This window comes from Bradyrhizobium sp., assembly GCF_016462955.1.
In the GTDB taxonomy this organism is placed as follows: domain Bacteria; phylum Pseudomonadota; class Alphaproteobacteria; order Rhizobiales; family Xanthobacteraceae; genus Bradyrhizobium.
Map to the genome: position 1 here is coordinate 7845 of NZ_JAEMSD010000281.1, position 1096 is coordinate 8940.

At 66.0% G+C, this 1096-nt stretch carries 1 protein-coding gene and 2 pseudogenes; 2 read left to right on the forward strand and 1 reads right to left on the reverse strand.

The features are described from left to right. Together JHD07_RS24705 and JHD07_RS24710 are read left to right on the forward strand one after the other, a co-directional pair. Nucleotides 1–104: pseudogene (locus tag JHD07_RS24705) on the forward strand (NAD(P)-binding domain-containing protein); the annotation flags it as partial. Nucleotides 105–194: 90 nt separating this feature from the next. Beyond that, a complete protein-coding gene (locus JHD07_RS24710; protein ID WP_291626802.1) occupies nt 195–599 on the forward strand; it encodes an NAD-binding protein in 405 nt (134 codons plus the stop codon). Between the two features lie 181 nt (nt 600–780). Here JHD07_RS24710 and JHD07_RS24715 read toward each other — a convergent pair. After that, nucleotides 781–1096: pseudogene (locus JHD07_RS24715) on the reverse strand (diaminopimelate decarboxylase); the annotation flags it as partial.

Consider the following 1096-nt stretch of genomic DNA (forward strand, 5'->3'; position numbering starts at 1 on the left):
TTCACGGACTGCTCGCCGAGCGTGGCATCGTGCAGATCGACTGTCCCGTCTCCGGCGGCGTCGGCGGTGCCGAGAAGGGCACGCTTGCGGTGATGGTGTCGGGACCGAAAGCCGAGTTCGAGTTGCTCAAGCCGGCGCTCGAGGTGATCGGAAAAGTGTTCTTCATCGGCGAGAAGCCCGGCGCGGCCCAGACCATGAAGCTCGCCAACAATTTCCTGTCGGCCACCGCGATCGTGGCGACGTCGGAAGCCGTCGTGATGGGCGTGAAGGCCGGGCTCGATCCCGCCGTGATGATCGACGTCATCAATTCCGGCTCGGGCATGAATACCGCGAGCCGGGACAAGTTTCCGCGCGCGGTGCTGCCGCGCAGCTTCGACTTCGGCTTCGCCACCGGTTTGATGGTGAAGGACGTGCGGCTGGCGCTGGAGGAGATGAAGCAACTCGGCCTGTCGATGGAGGTCGCCGACGCGGTCGGGCGGTTATGGGAGACGGTGATCAGCGCCGAAGGCGCCGAGTCCGACTTCACCGCGGCGATCAAGCCTATCGAGAAGAAGGCGGGTGTTGTGGTTGGTGGGAAAGGTGGCTTGGGAGGGAAATAGCCGCTCCACACTCTGCTCGTCGTCCCGGGGCGCGCGAAGCGCGAGCCCGGGACCCATAACCACAGGACAACCTGTGGCGAAGGCTCGGAGTTACCAGCTTGGCGTCACAACGGCTGCCTGGGAGTATGGGTCCCCGCCTACGCGGGGACGACACCGAAGTTGTTGAGCCGGCGTCGTCACCTCACAGCCAGGGCGCGGGCCGATCCATTGCAATGAGCTGTTCAACCTCGATGCGCGGGCGCACCACGGCATATTGATCGTCCTTCACCAGCACCTCCGGCACCAGCGGCCGGGTGTTGTAGGTGCCGGCCTGCACGGCGCCATAGGCGCCGGCGGTCATGATGGCGAGGAGGTCGCCGGCCTTGGGCGTCGGCAGCGTGCGGTCGAGCGCGAGATAGTCGCCGGTCTCGCAGACCGGACCGACGACGTCGGCCAAGATGGTGGCGGCTCCCTTCGGGGCCTGTGTCACCGGCAGGATGTCGTGATGGGCCTCGTAC

Coding starts and splice junctions, on each gene's coding strand:
- JHD07_RS24710 (WP_291626802.1), top strand. CDS start 195: ATGAAGCTCGCCAACAATTTCCTGTCGGCCACCGCGATCGTGGCGACG.